The following is a 20,815-nucleotide window of genomic DNA, read 5'->3' on the forward strand; positions in this document are numbered from 1 at the left end:
GGCTATTTTCCGCCGACCTTCTCCCACAGCCAGCGCGCCACGGCGTCGGGCGACGATGATGCGTCATTGCCCGACGCGCGCAAGTTCGCCTCGCGCATCTCGGCGATATCGATCCTGCCGAGCAGCGGCCGCAGCGCCGCCTTGAGCGTCTCGTCGTCGCGTCGCTTTGGCGACAGCAGCACGATGGCGTCATAGGGCGGGATGGCGTGCCTGTTGTCCTCGAGCGTGACAAGATCGTATTTCGCGATCAGCCCGTCGCTGGTGTAGCCCGCGATCACGTCGACCTCGCCGGAGGCGACCGCCGCATACATGAAATCCGGCTGCATCTGACGCTGGGCGCGGAACGTCAGCCCATAAGCCTTCTGGATGCCGGCCCATTCCGGCCGCGAGAAGAATTCATAGTCGCCGGCGATCGACATCGTCGCGGCGCGTGACGCGAGGTCGGCGATCGAATGGATGCCGAGCTCTTCGGCGCGCTTCCTCGGCATCACCAGCGCATAGGCATTCTCGAAGCCGAGCTCGCCGAGCAGCGTGATGTTCTGCTTCGCCAGCGTCGTCTGCAATTCGCCCAACAGCTCGGCGCGGGGTTTGATGTCGGTGTGGTGGAACTGGTTGGCCCACAGCGTGCCGGAATAGTCGACATAGACATCGATATCGCCGGCCGTGAGCGCGTCGAAGATCACGTTGGAGCCGAGGCCGGCGCGGGTCGTGGCCGGAAAGCCGGCCGCTTGCAGCCGCTGCGCGATCAACGCCGACAGCACATATTGCTCGGTGAACGTCTTGGCGCCGACGACGATGCCCGCATGCGGGCGCGCGATCGTGGGCACCAGCGTCGCCGCGATCAGGGCGGCAATACCAAGCCCGCCGAGCGCCGTCCGGACGCGGCTGCGATTACGCAGGCCGTTCTCGATCAGCGCCAGCAATTGGTCGACCACAAGCGCGAGCACGGCCGCAGCGAAGCAGCCGAACAGCACGAACACCCAGTTCTGGGTCTGCAATCCCGCGAAGATATAGTTGCCGAGGCTGGTCTGGCCGATCGGCGTCGACAAGGTGGCGGTGCCGATCACCCATACCGCCGCGGTGCGGATTCCAGCCATCATCACCGGCAGCGCCAGCGGAAGCTCGACCATGGTGAGCGATTGCCGCGGCGTCATGCCGACGCCCTGGGCGGCTTCCAGCACCGCCGGATCGACGCCCGACAGGCCGGTGATGGTGTTGCGCAACACCGGCAGCATCGAATAGAGCGCGAGCGCCAGCACCGCCGGCAGGAAACCGAACGCAGAGAAGCTGAAGCCGAGCCACGCCGCGGTCAACGCGGCGAGCGCCAGCAGCAGGGGATAGAACAACGCGAGCAGCGCGAGACCGGGCACGGTCTGCACGATGCTGGCAAGCCCGAGCAACGTCGTGCGCAGCACCGGCCGGTTGCGGGCGATGATCGCAAGCGGCAGGCTGATCAGAAGCCCGAGCGCCAGCGCGGCGACGCTGACCCGTACATGATTGCCGAGATAGTCGGGCAGATGCGCGAGCGCCTCGCTCCAGCGCGGATCGGCTGATAGGTTCATGCGGTGTCGCCCCGCGGCAGCAAAGCGCCCAGGCGTTCCGCCTGCCGCCGCGGCGTGCGCATCAGTTCGCCGACATAGCCATCGGCGCTGGCCGAGAGCTCCGCCGGCGTGCCCTGGGCCAGAAGCCTGCCGCCACGCATCACCGCGACACGGTCGGCCAGCAGCAACGCCTCGGTCATGTCGTGGGTGATCATGACCGTGGTCAGGCCGAGCTCGCGGTGCAGCGTTCGATAATCGTCGCCGAGCGCGTCGCGGGTGAGGGGATCGAGCGCGCCGAACGGCTCGTCCATCAGCACGATGCGCGGCCTCGCAGCCAGCGCACGCGCGACGCCGACGCGTTGACGCTGGCCGCCGGAGAGTTCGTGCGGCATGCGCTCGCGATATTGTGAGGGGTCGAGCCGCACAAGGTCGAGCAGTTCGTCGACCCGCGCCGAAATCTCCGCTTGCGTCCAGCCGAGAAGCTTCGACGTGATGCCGATGTTGCCGGCGACGGACAGATGCGGAAACAGCCCACCGCTCTGGAAGACATAGCCGATGCGGCGCCGCAGCAGGATGGGATCGACGCGGCTGATATCTTCACCTTCGACGGCGATCCGGCCGTGGTCGGCTTCGATCAGGCGATTGGCGAGCCTCAGCAGCGTCGTCTTGCCGGAGCCCGAGCCGCCGACGATCGCGAGGAATTCACCCTCGGCCACGTCAAGCGAGACGTCGTCGACCGCCACCACGCGACCACTGTCAAAACTCTTGCCGACATGCGCATAGGCAATCAGCGGCGTTACGGGCATTCCAGGGCGACCTCATGTCTCACCGTCGTGAACGACAGTGATAGCCCATAAAATGGACTTTGACTTGAGGCGCGCGCCTGCGTCGTGTGGTTTCGCAGGCTGTTCTGGTCGAAGCGGATCAGCCCCGTCCGGGGCTGTGAGCACACATCACACTTCGTTCTTGGGTACGTACTTGCCCATGATGCATTTATAGCTCTGCAGGTGCCATTCGTGATACGGCCCCTTGGCGAGCCAATCGGCGATGCCGATCTGCGCATTCACTGCGCAGGCGCCCATGGTGATGCCGGATTGGTCACTCGTGGTGACGACCTTTTCCATGCAGAGTTGAGCATTGCAGAGGATGGCGACGAGCGTAACGAGCATGACGGCCTTTATCAGTGGGGTTAACCCGGTCTGACCCGAATCATGCAGGGTTCATGCCACTATCAGCAGCTTTGGCGCCGCAGCGGGCAAGACCGGGAAAGTACGGCCGGAGCGAATCGTCACGCCCGTCAGCGCGTAGCCGCACGCCTGTAGATACGCTATAGTCGCTGCCCAACTACGACGTGAGATCGGGGCGAGCGAGGAACGTTGCGCGGTCGGGGGCTGCATCGATGATGACGTTACCTGAGTTGGCGGCAGGTGCTTTGGAGAAGTTTCTCGCCACGCATGTCAGCCGCACTTTCGGCGCTTCGCAGGCGCGCTTCGGCGAACTGCTGCCTGCCGCCGCGCGCATCGCGCTGGAATGCATCGGCAACAGCGACGCGCTCTACCACAATGTCGAGCACACGATGCTGGTCACGCTCGCCGGGCATGACATCATCCGCGGCCGCGCGCTGCACACCCATGTCACCGCCGAGGATTACACCCACACGATCATTGCCTGCCTGACCCACGACATCGGCTATGTGCGCGGTCTTTTGAAAGGCGATGGACCCGATGGCTACGTCATCGATGCCTCCGGCAAGAAGGTGGTGCTGCCGCGTGGCTCGTCGGATGCCGGCTTGATGCCGTATCATGTCGACCGCTCGAAGCTGTATGTGCTCGACAGGCTCGAAGCCGTCCTTCCGCTCGATCGCGAGCGCGTCGCGCGCAACATCGAGGGCACGCGGTTTCCGGCGCCCGAGGGCCAGCAATATGACGATGAGGCGTCGATCGTCCGGGCGGCCGATTTCATCGGTCAGCTCGGCGATCCCAACTACATCAGGAAGGCCAACGCGCTCTATCACGAGTTCGAGGAGGTCGGCATCAACCGCCAGCTCGGCTATGAGTCGCCGGCCGATATCGTCGACCGCTATCCGCAATTCTACTGGAACATGGTTGCGCCGCACATTCAGGGCGCCATCAACTGCCTGAACATGACGGCAAGCGGCCGCCAGTGGATCGCGAACCTCTATAGCAACGTGTTCCGCGCCGAGCGCGAGGTGACGTTGTCCGGCCCGCAAATCTGACGCCGCGGCCTTTCAGCACGGATTGCGCTGCGTTCCCGAGCCGTTCGCGGAGTGTCCACATTTAGGCCTGCTTCGTCGTTGCACAGTCCGTGGAAATCAGCGACCTTGCGCCATGGATCCCTCCAGCGACCGTGTTTTCGACCGTTTCAGCATGATCTCCCGTTTCGCTCAATTGATTGCGGCTGCCGTCCTCTGCTGGCCGGCGCTCGCCGTTGCCGCCGGTCCGGTCTACGACGTCGACCTGTACGCGTTGATGTCCGGCACTTGCCGCAATGTTACCGTTGCGGGCCGCAGTTACACCTGCAAGGCAGTCGCCTATTTCCACACTCTGCGCGGCCGTTCCGAATTCACCGTGGTGCTCGACGATCCCGCCGACAAGAGCCACATCGTCTCGTTCTCGGGCGAGAGCACCGAGCGCACCCAGGACAATCTGTTCGAGCTCGCGGTCGACCGCATGCTGCTGAAGTCGAGCGACCGCCCGCGCGTCGACGGTCTGCCGGTGCCGCTGGTCGAGATGTCGACGGGTTCCTGCCGTCAGGTCGGAAGCTTTATCACGCGGCAGGTGTCCACAATCTCCTGCGCCGCGACCGATCAGAACGGCAAGAAGTACGAGCTGAGCTTCGAATCTGACGGCTCGCCGATGACGCTGCGCCGGTTGCGGCAATCGACGCTGCCGTCCGAACGGCAGCGGGCGCGCCAGATCGCGCAGCTCGAATGTCGTCTCAAGGCGCGCGCCGCGCAGGTGCTGCCGCGGGACACGACGGCCTTCATGATCCGCTGCCTCGGCGAGGGCGACGGCAAGCCGGCCGACGAACAGCGATAGCCACGCGCCCGGCGATCCGTACCAGGCTTGAGGAGAGTTCGATGCGCTTGAAATTCACCATCATCATCGCCGCCCTCGGCGCTGGTCTCGCCGGGCCCGCCAACGCGCAAATGTACGATCCGAATTATCCGGTCTGCATGGAAGTCTATGAAGGCAGGCTGACACCCGAGTACGTCGATTGCGGCTTCACGTCGCTTCCGCAATGCCAGGCGACGGCCTCGGGGCGGTCCGCATCGTGCTCGGTCAATCCATTCTACAAGGGTGCAAAAAAGCCGACCAAGGAGCGGGGTCAACGATACCGCCAACCCGGTAACTAGCGCTTGGGCTGACCGTCAATCATGCCCGCATGGCCGTCGCGCCGCTGGTGTGGTTGACTGACTCCGGCAGTTGTGGGGAAACCGTCCGAGCAACAAGGAGGGACCGATGCGCCTGAAGCTGTTCGCGATCGCCGCATTCGCGGTCGCCCTGGCCGGGCCTGCCGCCGGGCAGGCTTACGATCCGAACTATCCGGTGTGCATGCATGTCTATGGCGGCCGGGTTGGCGGCGGAAACTATATCGATTGCAGCTTCACCTCGATCCCGCAGTGCCAGGCGAGCGCGTCAGGCCGTGGCGCGATGTGCTCGGTGAATCCGTTTTTTGCTCCGCCACAGCCTCCGAAGCGCCGGACGCATCGCCGCCATCATGCTTACTGAAGCAGGAGTACCTGGTCGTCGAACGCCGGCCGTCAGACGGGCACGTTCAACGCATCGTAAGTGAATAGCCAGTCATAGCGCTCGCGCACCCGGTCCGGCTGCCATTCGCGCGAGACATAGGCGTCGGCACCTTCGGCGTCGGCAAGCGCGGGATTATGGAAGCGCCTGGCGTTCTCGGCCGACTTCACCACGATCGCATTGGTCCGCATCAGCCGCGCGGCCTGGTAGCGCCGCAGCGCTTCCTCGGGCGGGAAGTTTTCAAGACAGCGCGCCAGCACCATGCCGTCCTCGATCGCCATATTGGCGCCCTGGGCCAGGAACGGCAGCGTCGGATGCGCGGCGTCGCCGAGCAGGCAGGCGCGCCCGACGACGAAGCGATCGAGCGGGTCGCGGCCGAGCAGCGCCCATTTGTAGGGAATATCGAGGCTCGCGATGATGGTGTGAATCTCTGGATTCCATCCGGCAAAGGCACCGCTGCAGGCCTCGCGCGTGCCGCGTTCGGTCCACGACTCGACCGACCAGCTCTCACCCTCGAAGATGCCGACGAAGTTCAACAGCGCGCCGCGGCGCACCGGATAGGTGATGACGTGGCCGCCCGGGCCGATCCAGTTGGTGCCGACGTCGCGTTGCAGGCTCGCCGGTAGCCGTTCCATCGGCACCAGGCCGCGCCAGGCGGCCACGCCCGAAAAGAACGGTTTGGTGTCGCCGCCGATCTGCCGGCGAATTTCGGAGTGCACGCCGTCGGCGCCGACCACGACGTCGCCGCGTCGCCGCTCGCCATCGGCAAGGTGCAGCCAGATGCCGTCGCCGTCCTGCTCAAATCCGGCGCAGCGGCTGCCGAGATTCAGCCGCCCTGGTGCCCGAGCCTTGAATGCGTCGACCAGCACGCGGTGGAAGTCGCCGCGATGCACCATCCAGTAAGGCGCGCCGTAGATCGCGCGCGAGGAGGCGCCGAGGTCGAACAATTTCCAGGTCCGCCCGGTGCTGAACAGCCTGATCTCCTTGCCCGAGGGCTCGCAGGCGATCGCCTGCATCTCTTGCTCGAGCCCGAGCGCGATCAGGACGCGTGTGCCGTTGGCGCTGAGCTGGACACCGGCGCCGAGCTCGCGCAGCTCGGACGCCTGCTCGAAGATCTCGACCTCGATGCCACGCTGCAGCATCGACAGCCCGGCGACGAGGCCGCCGATCCCGGCGCCGGCAATCAGCACTTTTGGCTTGCGGTGTGTATTCACGCGAACACCGCTATCTGCGCGTGATCAGGAAGTCGTCGGTGAATTCGCCGCGCGACAGCTTCACCGGGATCTCGCCGTCGCTGCCGATCTCGACGATCTCCGAGCCGGACTTGTTATCCTCAGGGGTTAACAGCTCGATGCGCTCTGCGATCCGCTCCGCCTGCCAATCGGTCAGCTTCCAGGCAAAACAGCCGCCGAGATCGCGCATGCCGAATTCGTCGTCGGCGGGCGCCAGCACCAGCGCGTCGCGCGAGACGGCGCCGGGAATTCGCTCCGCCACGGCAATGGTCTGCGGGTTCTCGGCAAAGCGCCGCAGCAGCTTTGCCAGCGCGGCGAGATCGGCGGCTTCGCCCAGGAACAGGAACAGCGGATGAAAATCGCTCGGCATGTATTCAAATCGCAGCATGATCGTCGGTCCGTTGACTGGGACTACTCGCTGAGCACCTTGATGACGTCCTGGGCGTGGCACAGCTCCACCGTGCCGACGTCGGCGGGCCGGGCGGGGCACTCCAGATAGCGCACCTGCAGCCACTGGCCGTCGTCCATGTTCTCTACCACTTCGGCGAGGACGCCGGCCTCCAGTTTCAGCCGCGTCCCCACCTTGATCGCCGTCACGTCAATCATCGCTACCCTTGACCTCGCCCGGAGTTGGCCTCGCTCAGAAAAACGTGGTGAGATTCTTGGCCAACAGGATGTTCTGTTCAAGCAATATCTCGCGCCGCGCGATCTTCCAGCCATTGTCGGTCAGGCGCAGCGTGTCGTTGCGACGGCCGACGAAGATGTAGGTCTCGTACTCGACGCGGTTCTGGTAGACGAGGAAGCGGCTGGTGACGTCGAGCTCGCGCGCCGCGTCGACATCCGGCCGCGCGCCCTTGATCTGTACATTGCTGACCATATGCGTGATGCGCGACAGCGGCTCCTCGGCATAGTGCACGCCGGTCAGGATCTGCTCGACCCGCTTGGTCAATGTCCATTTGTCCTCGTCGAACCAGCTGATGCCTTCGCCCCGTTTGGTGTTCTCGCGCGCGGCCTGCTGGCCGAACTTCACGTTGCGGCGGATCGGCATGAAATAGCTGATGTCGTCGGTGAGTAGCTCGAGCCAGTCGCGGAAGCGCCGGTCGTCGAGCAAATCGGCCTCGTGATAGTAGAAATCCTCGACATCGGCCTTCAGCCGATAGTAGGCCGCCGATCGCTCGACCGCCGCGTTGCCGGCGTGTTGTTGCTTGTCCTGATCCTGAACGGTCGTCGTCATCGCTATCTCCTCATCAGGCATCGCAGGGTTGTCAGAGCGCCGGCTTGGGCGGGATCGGTCCACCCTGCTGGGCGAAGCAGCCGACATCGATCACGGTGCCGGACAGCGTTTGCGCTTCCGGCGAAAGCAGGAAGGCGACCACATTGGCGATGTCGTCACCGGCGGCGACGCGGCCCGCGGCGGTGCCCGGCGCGCCCTTGCCGAAACGTGTCGCGTCGCCGCCAGCACGGCCGAGGCTCATGCCGCTGACGATGCCGCCACCGCCGGGGATCACGGTGTTGACGCGGATGCGCTGGTGGAAGAAGTCGTAGGCCATCGCCGCGCTCAGCGCGACAACGCCGCCCTTGCTCGCGCTGTAGACCGCCATGTTCGGCTTGCCCCAGCCGGCGCCGGATCCGATGTTGACGATCGAGCCGCCGCCTTGCGCGATCATGTGCGGGATCGCGGCGCGGCTGGTCAAATACGGTCCCTTCAGATTGACGGCGATGATCCGGTCGAACAGCGCCTCGTCGGTGTCGAGCACGGTGCCGAGCGGGCCGATCGCGGCGTTGTTGACGACGCCGTCGATGCGACCGAACCGCGCCATCGAGTGCGCGACCACCCTGGCGACGTCGCTCGCTTGCGACACATCGGCTTCCATCAGTTCGGCGGAGAGCCCGTCGCGATCAAGCTGTTCGCGCAGGGCCGGAATGGCGTTCTGCGCAGTACTCGAGACCTGCGGCGCTTCGAGGCCGAAGGCGACCACCGCGTGGCCGCGCCGCGCGAGGCCGAGCGTGATCGCGCGGCCGATCCCGAAGGTGCCTCCGCTGACGAGGACGGTTTTTGCGGGCGCGGTCATTCTGCGGCCTGCCGGTTGCCTGCGGGCGATCCGAGCAACTCGTGCCAGTCGCCGCCCTGCATGTAGGTGGTCCAGCGGCGGTAGAAGCCGCGCGCGATCTGCTCGGTGACTTGGGTCGAGACATCGCCGCCGAGCGGATGATCGGTCACGTAGGCGCCCATCGACTGCTGATAGTTGAAGGGATAGCGCCGCGCCACCGTGCCGGTGCTCGCCGCGGTCGCATAGAGCCAGTTCTCCATGTCGTCCTGCTCGGTCATGCCGGCCGGGCCGGAGTAGCGCATGTAGTAGCGGCGCAGATATTCCTTGGCTTCCTTCGGCGCGTCCTTGTCGACAAGGAAGAAGCGCCAGCCTTCGGTCGAGGTCGGGCTGTGCGGATGCCAGGCGCACAGTCCGCGCGGCTGGCGGCCGTGATAGGAGGTGTTGGGGAAGATCGTGCCGACGAACGGCAGCAGCCGCGCCCCTTCGCCGAGCCGCCGCTTGCGCTCCTCGAAACAGTGCCGGAAGTATTTTTCGAGGATCGGGTTGTCGAGGAAGGACTCGATGTATTCATTGGCCTCCGGCTGGATCGCGCTGTGCACGCCATGGCCTTCCGGAAAGCTGATCCAGACGTGCTGCGCCTTCTCCAGCTCGTCGTCGCGGCGACCCTTCTTGCCGGCGGCAGCGCTCGGCCCGATGCCGATCAGGTCGACCGAGCGATGGCTTGGGTTGTGATAGGTGTCGCCGAGGAAATTCTCGGCCGCGAATTTCCAGTTGGCGGGGAACACCCATTTGTGGACGCCGATCACCTCGGAGCCGCCCTCGCGGCCGTCGCGGCAGTCGAGCGCCTGGTCGAGATGGACCTTGGCATCGCCGAGATAGGTGATGAAGTCGGGCGCGTCCTTGTCCCAGGTCGCCCAGATCGAGCCTTTGTAGTTGCAGAGCTTCGCCACCGAGACCAGCGAGTTGGCCTCGCGGTCGAGCACCCCATCGTACAGCGTCCGGTGCAGCGGAACGCCCTGCAGCTTGCCGTCGGTGGTGTAGGTCCAGCTGTGATAGGGGCAGGTGAACAACGACGTGTTGCCCTGCTCGTAGCGGCACACCTTCATGCCGCGGTGCCGGCACGAATTGAGGAAGACGTGAATCTCGCCCTTCTTGTCGCGGCACAGGATGACGGATTCCTCGCCCATCCGCGACGTGTAGAAATCGCCGGGATTGGGCACCAGGCTTTCGTGGCCGACCAGCAGCCAGGCGCGGGTGAAGACCTTGTCGAGCTCCTGCCGGTAAATATCGGCGTCCACGAAGATCTCGCGGCTGATGAAGCCACCCTTGACGTTAACAAGCTGATCGAAATCGTTGCGAAGCGGCATCGGCTCCTCCTTGATCTAGCATGCGCGACCGTGCGTCGCGGCGATAATGGTGCGTCCTACTTGTCGAGCTTGCAGCCGCCGGTTCCCTCGGGGCGGAACGCCTTGTCGCCGGGGATGGCCGCGATCTTCTGGTAGTAGTCCCAGGGATATTTGCTCTCATCCGGCTTCTTCACGCGGTAGAGCGAGAGGTCGTAGACGACGCGGCCGTCTTTCCGGATGTGCGCGGGGCGGCCGAAGAAATCGACCGGCAGCTTGCGCATCTCGGCATTGACCACCTTGGCCTCGTCGCTGCCGCCGGCCTCGATCGCCTTCAGGTAATGGCGCACGGCGGCGTAGGTCGCGGCCTGCAATTTGGTCGGCTCGCGCTTCTCGATCTCGATGAAGCGCTTGGCGAAGGCGCGGGTGCCGTCGTCGTCATCCCAGTAATATTGGGACGCGATGTACATGCCCTGCGCGTCGCGCAGGCCGATCGAATGGACATCGGAGATGAAGGTCAGCATGCCGACGATGGTCTGCCCGCCCTGTTGCAGGCCGAATTCGTGGGTCTGCTTGACCGCGTTGACGGTGTCGGCGCCGGTGCCGGCCAGCGCCACCACCTTGGCGCCGGAGCTCTGCGCGGCCAGCAAAAAGGATGAGAAGTCGGTGGTGTTGAAGGGATAGCGCACCGCGCCGATCACCTTGCCGCCGGCATCGGTGACGGCGCGTGAGGCATCCTTCACCATCGCGCTGCCGAACGAATAGTCGACCGCGACAAAGAACCATTCCTTGCCGACGCGGCGGCTCAGCTCGCCGACCAGGCCGGCCGACAGCGCGTAGGTGTCGTCGGCCCAATGCGTGACGACGGGCGAGCATTTGTCGCCGGTGAGGTCCGATGTCGCTGCGCCCGAGACCAGCGCGGTGCGGTTGCTCTGCGTCGCAAGGCCGGCGACGGCGAGGCCGACCGAGCTCACCGCGAGATCGGTCACCGCGTCGACATGCTCGACGTCGAACCATTGCCGGGCGATCCCGACCGCGACGTCGGGCTTGTTCTGGTGATCCGCCGAGATGATCTCGATCGGCTTGCCCAGCACCTTGTTGTGAAAATCCTCAGCGGCAAGCTTGGCGGCGGTCACCGAGCCCGGCCCGCCGAGATCGCGGCCGCTGCCGTAATCACCCAGCACTGCAATCCGCACCACGCCGTCCGAAATGCCCGAGCCGTCGGATGCGGCGTGCGCCAGCGGCGTCGAGAGCATCAGCGTGGCGATCGCGGCGGCGGCCCATCTGCGCGAGGCGTCTGTCTGCAGCAATTCCAATCCTCCCGTCGATTTTCATATGTCCATCTAGTGGACATTATTCTCATAATTTGCGATAGTATCCGCGCGGGCCGATTGGTCAAGCGCGCTGGATGCAGCGCGCCCCTGCCGAATTTGCGAATGTGGACGGATGGCAAAGAAACCGAAGGCGGAAGTTCACGACGCGGAGCAGGGGGCGTCAGGCGTGCGGGCGGTCGACCGCGCCATCGCGATCCTGCAATGCTTCACGCCGGATCAGCCGGCGATGAGCGTGATCGAGATCCAGAAGCGGGTCGGGCTGAGCCGGCCGACGCTTTATCGCCTGCTGCAGACGCTGGCGCAGCGCGACCTGATCCAGGCCGAAGGCGACCCGCAGCGCTTCCGGCTGTCGCACGGCGTGATGAAGCTGGCCCATGTCTGGCTGAACGGTCTCGAGGTGGTCGCGATCGCGCGCCCGGTCGTCGAGGGCCTGCGCGAGGCGACCGGCGAGACCGCCGCGCTGTTCCGTGAACAGGATGATCGCGGCATCTGCATCCTCGAATGCGAGAGCCGTCACGTGCTCTCGATCAGCCGCGGCGTCGGCCACAGTCTGAGCCTGATCCAGGGATCGACCGGCAAGGCGATGCTGGCCTTCATGGACCCGAAGCGGCAGGCCGCGCTTCTTGCCAGCATTGCAAAGAGCGCGGATCGCGCGCGGCTCGAGGACGCGCTGACCTTTGCGCGGCGCAACGGCTATGCGACCAGCCATGGCGAGATCTTCGCCGGAGCGGTCGCCGTCTCCGCGCCGTGTTTCGATCATCGCGGCGAGGTCGTCGGTTCGGTCGGCCTCTACGGACCGAGCGCGCGCATCGACGAGCGGAAGCTATTGGAATATTCAAAGCTGGTGCGCGAGGCGGGCCGGCAGATTTCGGTTCTGCTGGGCTATCAGGACGGCGCGCCCATCGCGTAGGGCTTCAACACCGCATAGAGCATGTCGTGCGTCGGCGTCGCGACGCCGAGCTTGCGGCCGAGTTCGACCACCTTGCCGTTCAGCCACGGCAGTTCGAGCCGGTTGCCACGCTCGAGATCGAGCGCCATCGAGGCCTTCATCGCCGGTGGCGCGTGTCCGATGAAGTCGAGCACTTTCGTCAGTGCATCCGGCGGCAGCTTGATGCCGTTGGCGTGCGCGATGGCGATGATCTCCTCGCAGGCCGACACGAAGAGCGGGCGCAAGTCGGGATCGTCGCGCAGCTTGCCGATCGGCAGCCTGGTGACCGCGGTCATGCCGGCATTGGTGGCGAGGCCGACGAACTTCATCCAGAGCTCGGTATTGATCTGCTCGCTCAAGGTCGCGTCGAAGCCGGCCTTCAGGCAGAGATTGAGCAGCGCCTTGCCGCGCGGCGTGATGCGGCCGTCGAGCTCACCGAAGATCATGCGCATGAAGGTGCCGACCTGGTTGATGACGCCAGGCTTGATGATCGAGGCCGAGATCTGCGCCACGCCGCCCATCACGGCGTCGCGTCCGAGGATCGGGACCAGCCTGTCAGGCGCGTCGATGCCGTTCTGCAGCGGGATCACCGCCGTGTCGGGGCCGACCATCGGCCTGATGTGCTGGCCGGCGCTTTCGACGTCCCACAGCTTGACACAGAACAGCACGATATCGACCGGGCCGACGCTTGCCGGATCGTCGGTCGCCTGGGTCGGGACCAGATGGGTTTCGCCGCGGCCGCCCTGAACCTTCAGCCCCTCGCTGCGCATGGCGGCCAAATGAGCGCCGCGCGCGATAAAGGTGACGTCGGCGCCGGCATGCGCGAGCGCCGCACCAAAGCCGCCCCCGACGCCTCCGGCGCCCACCACTGCGATCCGCATGATTGTCTCCTTGTCCGTCGCTTTGGCCCGCAGCCTCGACGATGTCGGCGCAATGCGCAACCCGGTTGCGCAATTGAGCAACCCTGGCCTGTCTGAAAATCACGTGACCGCAGCCTTGTTTGCTACGCCATCTTCCTGCGTTGACTTGCCCGTCCGAACCGCTAAGCCATTTCGGAAAGTTCGGGAGGAATGCGTGGCGATGACGGAGCCGACGGCGGTCGCGCTTGACAGTGCGACGGTGGCGTTTCGGTTGGCGGATGGACGCGTCTATACCGCGGTCGAGCAGGCCAATCTTTCGGTTGATCATGGCGAGTTCGTCGCCATTGTCGGTCCGACCGGATGCGGGAAGTCGACGCTGCTTAACGTCACGGCCGGGCTGCTCAAGCCCGCGGCCGGAACGGCAAGGATCTTCGACAAGCCGCTGAGCGGCCTCAACCGTGATGCCGGCTACCTGTTCCAGGCCGATGCGCTGTTCCCCTGGAAGACCGCGATCGACAATGTCGCGATCGGGCTCGAGATATCAGGCACGGCGCGCGCCGAGGCGCTCGCGCGCGCGCAGAAATGGCTGACATCGATCGGGCTCGGCGCCTTCGCCAATCGCTATCCGCACATGCTGTCGGGCGGCCAGCGCAAGCGCGTCGCGCTGGCGCAGGTCCTGATCCGCGATCCGAAGATCCTCCTGATGGATGAGCCGTTCGGTCCGCTCGACGCCCAGACCCGGCAGATCATGGGCAATCTGCTGCTGGAATTGTGGAGCGCCGACCGCAAGGCGGTGCTGTTCGTCACCCACGATCTCGAGGAAGCGATCGCGCTGGCCGATCGTGTCGTGATCATGTCGGCCGGCCCCAGCGCGCGCATCATCGGCGACTGGCGCATCACGCTGCCGCGACCGCGCGACATCGCCGAGATCCGGATGGAGAAGGATTTCCATGCCCTGCACCGCGAGATCTGGGGCGTGCTGAAGGACGAGGTGATGAAGGGCTATGTCCAGTCGACGCAGGCGGGAGCCGCCTGATGTCGCGCGTCGCGTTGCTGTCCCTGCAGGTTCTGGTCGCCGTCGTCACACTGGTACTGTGGCAGCTCTTCTCGACCGTGCCGGTGTTCGGCAAGGTGCTGCTGCCGCCGTTCTTCTTCTCCAATCCGGTCGACGTCTTCAGCCAAATTGTAAAGTGGTTCTCGACCGGGGTGATCTGGAAGCATCTCGCGATCACGCTGTGGGAATCCATCCTCGCCTTCGTGATCGGCTCGGCCAGCGGCATCCTGGTCGGCTTCTGGTTCGCGCGGCAACCGCGCGTCGCCGCGGTGTTCGATCCCTATGTGAAGATGGTCAACGCGCTGCCGCGCGTGGTGCTGGCGCCGATCTTCGCGCTGTGGTTCGGGCTTGGCGTCTGGTCCAAGGTCGCGCTCGGCGTGACCCTGGTGTTCTTCATCGTGTTCTTCAACGTCTATCAGGGCGTCAAGGAAGTGCCGACCACGGTGCTCGACAATGGCCGCATGCTCGGCATGAACGAGCGGCAGCTGATGCGCCACGTCTACTGGCCCTCGGCGCTGTCATGGATGTTCTCCTCGCTGCACACCTCGGTCGGCTTTGCGGTGGTCGGCGCGGTGGTCGGCGAATATCTCGGCTCCGCCGCCGGCCTCGGCTACCTGATCCAGCAGGCCGAGGGCGTGTTCGACGTCGCCGGCGTGTTCGCGGGCATGTTCGTGCTGTCGGCCTTCGTCATCCTGATCGACATGGGCGTGACTGCGGTTGAGAAGCGGCTGCTGGTGTGGCGGCCGACGGCGGTGACGCGGGACTAGGGCACTTCCGGCGCGGCCTCGATCAAGCCGCGGATCTTCTCCGTCACCTCGGGGTCGATCGGATTGTAGACGATCATGCTGAGGTCGGGCCGGCCGTCGACCGCGAACGCCGAATATTCGAACTTGACCGGGCCCAGGATCGGATGCCGGAGCTGCTTGACGCCTTCGCCGTGCGTTCGCACGTCGTTGTCGCGCCACAGCGCGGCGAATTCCGGACTGAGCCGGGAGAGCTCGTCGACGAACGGCTGCACCTCGGCTGCGGCACCGGCGCGTGCCGCGTCCACCCTGAAGGCGCCGACCACGAAGCGCGCCACGCTGGCCCAGTCATGTTGTGCGGCGCGGACGCGCGGATCGAGGAACATGAAGCGCAGCACGTTGCGCTCGCGCGGCGGCAGCGATCCGTAGTCCGTCAGCATCACGGTCGCGGCCCGGTTCCAGGCGACGATGTCCCAGGTCGCGGTGCGTATCACGGCGGGGCGCGGCTCCAGCGCGTCGAGCACGCGCTGCAGCCGGGGCGTGACGCCTTCGCTCTTCTGGTAGCGCACCTCGGGCGTGCGGCCGAGACCGAGCAGGAACAGATGCTCGCGCTCGACATCGGTCAGCATCAGCGCACGCGCGATGCGGTCGAGCACATCGGCCGAGGGCGCGCCGCCGCGGCCCTGTTCGAGCCAGGTGTACCAGGTCGCGCTGATGTTGGCGCGCTGCGCCACCTCTTCGCGGCGCAGGCCCGGCGTGCGCCGCCGATTCGGCGGAAAGCCGAACACGGCCGGATCGAGCTTGCTGCGGCGGTCCTTCAGGTAGGCGCCGAGCGGGTTCTCTTGCGCGAGCGGTTCGCTCATCCTGTTAGGTATTATACCATGATAAGGTCACTACTTTAACAGGATAGCGCGCAGGGCCAGATTTGTCTCCAACGAAACCTGGAGACTTCCTCATGCGTGCGTTCGTCACTGGTGCCACCGGATTCATCGGCACTCCCGTCGTCAAGGACCTGATCGCCGCCGGACATCAGGTTCTTGGCATGGCCCGTTCGGAAGAGGGGGCCAACGCGATTTCTGCCATTGGTGCGGAGGCTCTTCGCGGCTCGCTCGAGGACCTTGATAGCCTGCGCAAGGGCGCAAGCGCTTCGGATGCTGTCATTCACCTGGGCTTCGTTCACGACTGGTCCAATTTCGCGAAGAGTTGCGAGATCGACCGCCGCGCCATCGAAGCCCTGGGCTCTGTTCTGGCTGGATCGGACAGGCCACTGATCGTAACCGGGGGCTTGGCGGGATTGGCCAAGCCCGGCGAGATCGCGACTGAGAACCAAACGATATCGCCGGATTTCCCATTTCCCCGCGTGTCGGAACAGACGGCCCTGTCGCTGAAGGGCGTCCGCGCGTCGGCCATGCGTCTTCCCCAGGTCCACGATCCTGTCAGGCAGGGTCTCATCACCCCATTGATCGCGCTGTACCGCGAAAAGGGCGTGTGCGCGTATCTCGGCGACGGGCAAAATCGCTGGCCGGCGGCGCATGTTCTCGACGTGGCGCGCCTCTACCGGCTGGCCATCGAAAAGGCTGAACCGAACGCAAGGTATCACGCCGTCGCCGAAGAGGGGGTCTCGATGCGCGATATTGCCGAAACGATCGGACGGCGGCTGAAGCTGCCTGTCAAATCCATCGCCCCGCAAGAGGCGCAAGCCTTCTTTGGCTGGCTCGGCACGTTCGCGGCCTACGACATGGCGGCTTCCAGCGAGCAGACGCGCAGGAAGCTTGGATGGCAACCGACCGGGCCGGGGTTGATTGCCGATCTCGAACAGTTGGTCTATTCCGCCCAGTAAGAAGCAGCGCAGTAGGATGCGTAGAATGGGTTAGCCGAAGGCGTAACCCACCATTTCTCCGCGGGTGAGCAGAGTTGGCGGGTTACGCTTCGCTAACCCGCCCTACGCAGCCGATCACAGCGGGAAGCATCGCATGTAGGCCGCAAACAGCTTCTCATCGCTGTAGCTCACCAGCTTTGCGTCGATCGCGTCCGCAAGTTCGAGGTCACGATTCTGAATGCGCAGCCATGCCTGCGAGTCAGCGGTGATGGTCAGAGCCGCCTCTCCGACATGCCGTCCCGGCACGACCTGGAGATCCTTGCCCTTGATCGCAACGGTCATATCGAGCGCACTCGCACCGGTGAAGCGCAGATGCGACGCGAAATCCAGGCCTCGGGCCCGGCCGCGCTGGAATCCGAGCGAGAGCGAAAAGATATAGGCCTGCAGGCTGCCGGTATGGCGGCCGGACGTGACATGCTGAAGCTTCTTGTGCGGAAAGCGCCGCGTCACCGTGTCCTCGGCGTCGGTATCCGGGATCACGTAGACGAACTCGTCCTTGTCGATCAGCGGCTGCACCACATCGGAGAAATGGCCGTCGCGATCGCGCAGGAAGGGGCCGATCACGTCTTCGCCGGCCGGGCAGGCCGAGATGCAATAGGCCGCCTTGTAGCCCGGCTTGAACGACAGCGATTGCCAGATGTTCAATGTCTCGGTGCGGGGAACGCGGGCGCGATAATCCCTGGCGTCCTTTGCATCCGCGACCTTTTCCACCCACTGCGAGAAGTTGCCGAGAAAGTCGTGATAATTGTGGGTGTGGCAGGACAGGAAGTCGAAGCCGCCGTCCGGCTTGATGGCGCCGACCGGGCAGGCGGCGACGCACAATTTGCACTCCAGGCACGGATTGTAGTCGATCGGATGGTCATGGGCGTCGACCTCGCATCCGAGCAGGATGGTGCCGAGCAGGACGAAGCTGCCGAATTTCGGATGGATCACGCTGCGATGGATTCCCATGCGGCCAAGACCGGCTTCCACCGCGATCGGCTTGTGCTGGACCATCATGATCCTGGGAAGGTCCATCTCCATCGGGAACGCGGCAACCGAGTTGCAAGCCGGGATGCCGTGCTCGTCGAGCGCGCGAACGATGGCGCGCGCGGTTTCGTTGACGTGATCGTAGGTGCTGTGGAATTCCTCGTTGGCGACCGAGCGCGAGGGCGAGCGCACCGGCTCGCGGTTCATGTGGCAGACGATCGCGAGCAGGGAGCGCGTCCGGCCATAGACCTTGCGAATGAAGTCCCGCTGCGGCGCGATGGCGGCCCGTTCGAACTCGATGATGCCGACATCATCGGCTCCGCATCGTCGCGCGATGTCCTTGATCAGTTCCGATGAAACCGGGACGTCGCGGACCGGTTCGCTGCTGCGCGCGCGCACCGCCCTGACCGTGGGGTGATCGTCCAGGCTCATGGGTCCTGCTCTCTATAAATGACGATCGTCATATTATGGAGTGAGCGAACGCGGGGCAAGTGAATTATCTGTCAAGCGTCGTGTCATGGAACCCGGCAGTTGTGCGCCTGACAAATGTGCTATGCGTCGATTGAGCCCTGCAAGCTCCGTCATCCTGAGGTGCGAGCGGAGCGAGCCTCGAAGGATGAATCGGCCCGGCTGGTGGCCGTCGACCCTTCGAGGGCCGCTGAAGAAGCAGCCACCTCAGGGTGACGGTGCTTGTATGACCCTTCTCGCGAAGACGGCGAACGGGCCGTAATCAATCCAGCAGCTTGGTATCATCCGGCGCCTGCGGCGGCGTCTTGATCGCAATCGCCTTGATGGCGCGGCCGTTCGGCTTGGTGCCGCCATGCGGCGTGCCCTTGGGGATCACGATCAGGTCGCCCGGCTTTACCGTCACTTCCTTGTCGCCCAGCCAAACCGTGCCGGTGCCTTCGAGGACGAACTGCATCTCGTTGGTGTTGGGATGCATGTGCTTCGGCACATTGCCGTCCTGGATCGAGACGGTGGCGCCGTCGGCGGAGACGAACATCTTGGAACGGAAGCCGACCTTGTTGGCGTCGCCGAGCTTGTCGCCCTCCATCTCGCCGGTGTGGATGACCTGCGCCGTGATGTTCTCGGCGGCGAGCGCCGGCCGCAGCAAATGGGTGACGCCACAGCCCGCGGCAAAGGCGGCAGCGATCGACAGCGCGGTTGCAATACGATTCATGAAGACCTCCCTTGATGTTTCCCCTGAAGTATTCTTGGTGCTTCTAGCTTTGGCGCTTCTTCGGCGTTTTCTTGTGTCCGCGATGCTATGGCACCGCCGCAGGCTTGACCAGCTGTCGGAAAGTCGCCTTCTCAAGGCCTCCCGGCTCCTCTATCTTGCCGGCCAGTCGAACGGAGGACGTCATGAACAAACTGCTTGGCAAGCTTGCCGGAATGCTGCTGGCGCTGACCCTGTCCACGGGCCTTGCCGCGGCGCAAAGCAAGATCACCATCGCGGTCGGGGGCGGCGCCTGCCTGTGCTATCTGCCCACTGTGCTGGCCAAGCAGCTTGGCGAATATGACAAGGCCGGGCTTGCGGTCGAACTGGTCGACCTCAAGGGCGGCTCCGACGCGCTCAAGGCCGTGCTCGGCGGCAGCGCCGACGTCGTCTCCGGCTATTTCGACCACTGCGTCAATCTCGCGGCCAAGAAGCAGGAGCTGCAGGCCTTCGTGGTCTATGATCGCTATCCCGGCCTCGTGCTGGTGGTGTCACCGAAGCACACTGGCGAGATCAACTCGATCAAGGATCTTGCCGGCAAGAAGGTCGGCGTCAGCGCGCCGGGTTCGTCGACCGACTTCTTCCTGAAATATCTCTTGAAGAAGAACGGCCTCGATCCTGCGGGCACCGCCGTGATCGGGGTCGGCCTCGGCGCCACTGCGGTCGCGGCGATGGAGCAGGGCCAGATCGACGCCGCCGTGATGCTCGATCCTGCCGTCACCGTGCTGCAGGGCAGCTACAAGGATCTCAAGATCCTCAGCGACACCCGCACCCAGCACGACACGCTTGCGGTGTTCGGCGGCGAATATCCCGGCGGCGCGCTGTATTCGACCGCGGCCTGGGTCAACGGCCACGAGAAGGAGGTGCAGGCGCTGACCAACGCAATCATGGCAACGCTGGCCTGGATCCATTCGCATTCGCCCGAAGACATCATGGCCAAGATGCCGGACGAGATCGTCGGCAAGGACAGGGCGCAGTATCTCGCGGCGCTGAAGAACACGATCCCGATGTATTCCGAGACCGGCAAGATGGACCCTAAGGGCGCGGAAGCCGTGCTCGCGGTGTTCAGCGAAGGGTCACCCGATGTGGCGAAGGCCGGCATCGACGTCACCAAGACCTACACCAACAAGTTCGTCGATCAGGCCAAGAAGACCACCGGAAGCGGAAAGTAAACGCGTACGGACATGCAGTCTCCGCTCATTTGTCGTGTCACCGCGCTCGACCTTGCCTTGCAGCGGCGTCCTTGGCCGTTCGCGGACGAGCGGCGTGCCGAGATTGACGCGCATTTCGCCGAGCAGCAGCGGCTGAACCCGAACCTGTGGAACGGCCGCGTGCTGCTCGGACGCGATCCGGTCTTCGCCGGCGAACGGCTCAGCGCGAGCTATTTCGAGACCGATTTCGCCAGCTTCCTCGCCTGGCGCGACTGGGGCTTTCCGGACAGCGAGGTGTTCAACGGTTTCGGCATGGGGGCGCTGCTCGCCAGCGACGGCGCCTTCGTGTGCGGGGTGATGGGCGAGCAGACCGCGAATGCCGGACGTATCTATTTCCCGTCAGGGACGCCCGATCTCGACGATATCAGGGGCGAGACGGTGGATATCGCCGGCAGCGTGATGCGCGAACTCGAGGAGGAGACGGGACTGTTGCCGTCGGATTGCCGCGGCGACGCCGACTGGCACTGCATCTACACCGGGCCTGCGCTTGCGATGATGCAGATCCTGCGCGTCGATATGCCCGGTGACGCGCTGCGTGCGCGGATCGAGGCCAATCTCGCATGCCAGGCAAATCCCGAGCTTGCCGGCATCTATCTGGTGCGCGGCCGCGCCGATCTCACTCCCGCAATGCCGCGTTTCGTCACCGCGTTCATCGAGACGCAGCTGCCGGCCTAGGCAAAGGAA

24 protein-coding genes are annotated in these 20,815 nt (G+C 64.8%); 10 read left to right on the plus strand and 14 right to left on the minus strand.

The genetic code is table 11. The features are described 5' to 3' along the window. Positions 1-2 precede the first annotated feature (2 nt). The 3 genes from IF803_RS24110 to IF803_RS24120 all read right to left on the minus strand — a co-directional run bounded on the left by IF803_RS24110 (position 3) and on the right by IF803_RS24120 (position 2,710). Positions 3-1,562 carry a glycine betaine ABC transporter substrate-binding protein gene (locus IF803_RS24110; protein WP_461193668.1) on the minus strand — a complete coding sequence of 520 codons (1,560 nt, stop codon included), beginning with the start codon at positions 1,560-1,562 and terminating at the stop codon, positions 3-5. After that, positions 1,559-2,347: an ATP-binding cassette domain-containing protein gene (locus IF803_RS24115; protein WP_461193669.1), complete on the minus strand. Its 789-nt coding sequence runs from the start codon at positions 2,345-2,347 to the stop codon at positions 1,559-1,561. Before IF803_RS24115 ends, IF803_RS24110 begins: the two co-directional genes overlap by 4 nt. A 147-nt stretch (positions 2,348-2,494) precedes the next feature. After that, on the minus strand, positions 2,495-2,710 hold the full coding sequence (locus IF803_RS24120; protein WP_016844293.1) for a hypothetical protein: 216 nt from the start codon (positions 2,708-2,710) through the stop codon (positions 2,495-2,497). Between the two features lie 230 nt (positions 2,711-2,940). Between IF803_RS24120 and IF803_RS24125 the strand changes: the two genes are divergently transcribed. From IF803_RS24125 to IF803_RS24140, 4 genes are all read left to right on the plus strand, one after another. Beyond that, positions 2,941-3,777, plus strand: a complete 837-nt coding sequence (locus IF803_RS24125; RefSeq protein ID WP_310880641.1) for a metal-dependent phosphohydrolase — start codon at positions 2,941-2,943, stop codon at positions 3,775-3,777. A gap of 151 nt (positions 3,778-3,928) precedes the next feature. Beyond that, positions 3,929-4,600 carry a hypothetical protein gene (locus IF803_RS24130; protein ID WP_411781641.1) on the plus strand — a complete coding sequence of 224 codons (672 nt, stop codon included), beginning with the start codon at positions 3,929-3,931 and terminating at the stop codon, positions 4,598-4,600. Positions 4,601-4,641: 41 nt separating this feature from the next. Continuing rightward, on the plus strand, positions 4,642-4,917 hold the full coding sequence (locus IF803_RS24135; RefSeq protein ID WP_461193670.1) for a DUF3551 domain-containing protein: 276 nt from the start codon (positions 4,642-4,644) through the stop codon (positions 4,915-4,917). Between the two features lie 106 nt (positions 4,918-5,023). Next, positions 5,024-5,293 carry a DUF3551 domain-containing protein gene (locus IF803_RS24140; RefSeq protein ID WP_461193671.1) on the plus strand — a complete coding sequence of 90 codons (270 nt, stop codon included), beginning with the start codon at positions 5,024-5,026 and terminating at the stop codon, positions 5,291-5,293. Between the two features lie 32 nt (positions 5,294-5,325). Here the strand turns inward: IF803_RS24140 and IF803_RS24145 are convergent, their stop codons facing one another. Genes IF803_RS24145 through IF803_RS24175 form a run of 7 tightly spaced genes read right to left on the minus strand, consistent with a single transcriptional unit; the run spans position 5,326 to position 11,253 of the window. After that, positions 5,326-6,525: an FAD-dependent monooxygenase gene (locus IF803_RS24145; RefSeq protein WP_461193672.1), complete on the minus strand. Its 1,200-nt coding sequence runs from the start codon at positions 6,523-6,525 to the stop codon at positions 5,326-5,328. Between the two features lie 10 nt (positions 6,526-6,535). Beyond that, complete coding sequence (locus IF803_RS24150) at positions 6,536-6,931, minus strand: hypothetical protein (protein ID WP_461193673.1); 396 nt, start codon at positions 6,929-6,931, stop codon at positions 6,536-6,538. Positions 6,932-6,954: 23 nt separating this feature from the next. Then, complete coding sequence (locus IF803_RS24155) at positions 6,955-7,149, minus strand: hypothetical protein (protein WP_461193674.1); 195 nt, start codon at positions 7,147-7,149, stop codon at positions 6,955-6,957. A 34-nt stretch (positions 7,150-7,183) separates the two neighbouring features. After that, the gene (locus tag IF803_RS24160; RefSeq protein ID WP_461193675.1) at positions 7,184-7,777 is read right to left on the minus strand and encodes a 3-phenylpropionate/cinnamic acid dioxygenase subunit beta; all 594 of its coding nucleotides are present in this window, start codon (positions 7,775-7,777) and stop codon (positions 7,184-7,186) included. 31 nt (positions 7,778-7,808) lie between these two features. Beyond that, positions 7,809-8,615 (minus strand): SDR family NAD(P)-dependent oxidoreductase, encoded by an 807-nt coding sequence (locus IF803_RS24165; protein ID WP_461193677.1) that lies wholly within the window; start codon positions 8,613-8,615, stop codon positions 7,809-7,811. Next, on the minus strand, positions 8,612-9,961 hold the full coding sequence (locus tag IF803_RS24170) for an aromatic ring-hydroxylating oxygenase subunit alpha (protein ID WP_028342369.1): 1,350 nt from the start codon (positions 9,959-9,961) through the stop codon (positions 8,612-8,614). Before IF803_RS24170 ends, IF803_RS24165 begins: the two co-directional genes overlap by 4 nt. Positions 9,962-10,017: 56 nt before the next feature. Further along, entirely contained in the window at positions 10,018-11,253 is a 1,236-nt protein-coding gene (locus tag IF803_RS24175; protein WP_439711110.1) for an ABC transporter substrate-binding protein, read from the minus strand. 130 nt (positions 11,254-11,383) lie between these two features. Here IF803_RS24175 and IF803_RS24180 point away from each other — a divergent pair, with 130 nt between their 5' ends. Beyond that, positions 11,384-12,181, plus strand: a complete 798-nt coding sequence (locus tag IF803_RS24180; RefSeq protein WP_461193679.1) for an IclR family transcriptional regulator — start codon at positions 11,384-11,386, stop codon at positions 12,179-12,181. On the opposite strand, the gene IF803_RS24185 is transcribed toward IF803_RS24180, so the two are convergent. Further along, a complete protein-coding gene (locus IF803_RS24185; protein WP_461193680.1) occupies positions 12,157-13,080 on the minus strand; it encodes a ketopantoate reductase family protein in 924 nt (307 codons plus the stop codon). The genes IF803_RS24180 and IF803_RS24185 overlap by 25 nt on opposite strands. 199 nt (positions 13,081-13,279) lie before the next feature. On the opposite strand from IF803_RS24185, the gene IF803_RS24190 reads away from it, so the two are divergent. Continuing rightward, complete coding sequence (locus tag IF803_RS24190; RefSeq protein ID WP_304500353.1) at positions 13,280-14,095, plus strand: ABC transporter ATP-binding protein; 816 nt, start codon at positions 13,280-13,282, stop codon at positions 14,093-14,095. Further along, positions 14,095-14,880 carry an ABC transporter permease gene (locus IF803_RS24195; RefSeq protein WP_304496364.1) on the plus strand — a complete coding sequence of 262 codons (786 nt, stop codon included), beginning with the start codon at positions 14,095-14,097 and terminating at the stop codon, positions 14,878-14,880. The genes IF803_RS24190 and IF803_RS24195 overlap by 1 nt, the downstream gene beginning before the upstream one ends. Here IF803_RS24195 and IF803_RS24200 read toward each other — a convergent pair. Next, a complete protein-coding gene (locus tag IF803_RS24200; RefSeq protein ID WP_461193681.1) occupies positions 14,877-15,719 on the minus strand; it encodes a helix-turn-helix transcriptional regulator in 843 nt (280 codons plus the stop codon). The two genes, IF803_RS24195 and IF803_RS24200, sit on opposite strands and share 4 nt — an antisense overlap. Positions 15,720-15,811: 92 nt before the next feature. On the opposite strand from IF803_RS24200, the gene IF803_RS24205 reads away from it, so the two are divergent. After that, complete coding sequence (locus tag IF803_RS24205; RefSeq protein ID WP_461193683.1) at positions 15,812-16,696, plus strand: SDR family oxidoreductase; 885 nt, start codon at positions 15,812-15,814, stop codon at positions 16,694-16,696. A 114-nt stretch (positions 16,697-16,810) separates the two neighbouring features. Here IF803_RS24205 and IF803_RS24210 read toward each other — a convergent pair whose 3' ends face one another. Together IF803_RS24210 and IF803_RS24215 are read right to left on the minus strand one after the other, a co-directional pair. After that, positions 16,811-18,136: a 4Fe-4S binding protein gene (locus IF803_RS24210; RefSeq protein ID WP_461193684.1), complete on the minus strand. Its 1,326-nt coding sequence runs from the start codon at positions 18,134-18,136 to the stop codon at positions 16,811-16,813. 298 nt (positions 18,137-18,434) lie between these two features. Then, complete coding sequence (locus IF803_RS24215; RefSeq protein ID WP_028332446.1) at positions 18,435-18,884, minus strand: cupin domain-containing protein; 450 nt, start codon at positions 18,882-18,884, stop codon at positions 18,435-18,437. A gap of 182 nt (positions 18,885-19,066) precedes the next feature. Between IF803_RS24215 and IF803_RS24220 the strand changes: the two genes are divergently transcribed. Further along, positions 19,067-20,092 carry an ABC transporter substrate-binding protein gene (locus IF803_RS24220; RefSeq protein ID WP_461193685.1) on the plus strand — a complete coding sequence of 342 codons (1,026 nt, stop codon included), beginning with the start codon at positions 19,067-19,069 and terminating at the stop codon, positions 20,090-20,092. 12 nt (positions 20,093-20,104) lie between these two features. Further along, complete coding sequence (locus IF803_RS24225) at positions 20,105-20,806, plus strand: NUDIX hydrolase (RefSeq protein ID WP_461193686.1); 702 nt, start codon at positions 20,105-20,107, stop codon at positions 20,804-20,806. The last annotated feature ends 9 nt before the right edge of the window (positions 20,807-20,815 follow it).

This window comes from Bradyrhizobium sp. UFLA06-06, assembly GCF_054820065.1.